At 52.3% G+C, this 593-nt stretch carries 1 rRNA gene; it reads right to left on the reverse strand.

Features of this window, described 5'->3' with window-relative positions:
* A 16S ribosomal RNA gene (locus JXQ94_RS12440) occupies positions 1 to 279 on the reverse strand; the annotation flags it as partial.
* Positions 280 to 593: the final 314 nt, after the last annotated feature.

Below are 593 nucleotides of genomic sequence, written 5' to 3' on the forward strand. Positions count from 1 at the left end.
GCTGATCATCCTCTCAGACCAGCTATAGATCGTAGCCTTGGTAAGCTTTTACCTCACCAACTAGCTAATCTAACGCGGGCCGATCTATTGGCGATAAATCTTTCCCCCGAAGGGCACATTCGGTATTAAACCCAGTTTCCCGGGGCTATTCCGAACCAATAGGCACGTTCCCACGCGTTACTCACCCGTCTGCCGCTCCCTGCAAGCAGGGCGCTCGACTTGCATGTGTTAAGCCTGCCGCCAGCGTTCGTTCTGAGCCAGAATCAAACTCTCAAGTTGAGTTGTGATCCCGACGCGCTTGGCATTCAAAGTTCAACGGGATTGTGGTTTCACACAAATCAGAAAAATCTGATCCGTATGAACCAAAATCGTCGTAGAAAAACGCTTCAGCGTATCGGTTTCGTTGGTGGTCTGACCCACCGCAGAACGCCGTCGCCTGCGTTTCTCTTTCCATAACAACAATGTCAAAGAGCCGGGCCAAAACAACCGAAGCCGTCTAACCCGTAACCAGAGCTGAACATCACTGCCGCCCCGGCCAAGGAGGGCGGTGTTTAGGCCGCCCCAATCTTGAAGTCAATCGCGTTTTTCAGGGT

The sequence above is a fragment of the Maricaulis maris genome (assembly GCF_049116555.1).
GTDB classification, from domain to species: Bacteria; Pseudomonadota; Alphaproteobacteria; order Caulobacterales; family Maricaulaceae; genus Maricaulis; species Maricaulis maris_C.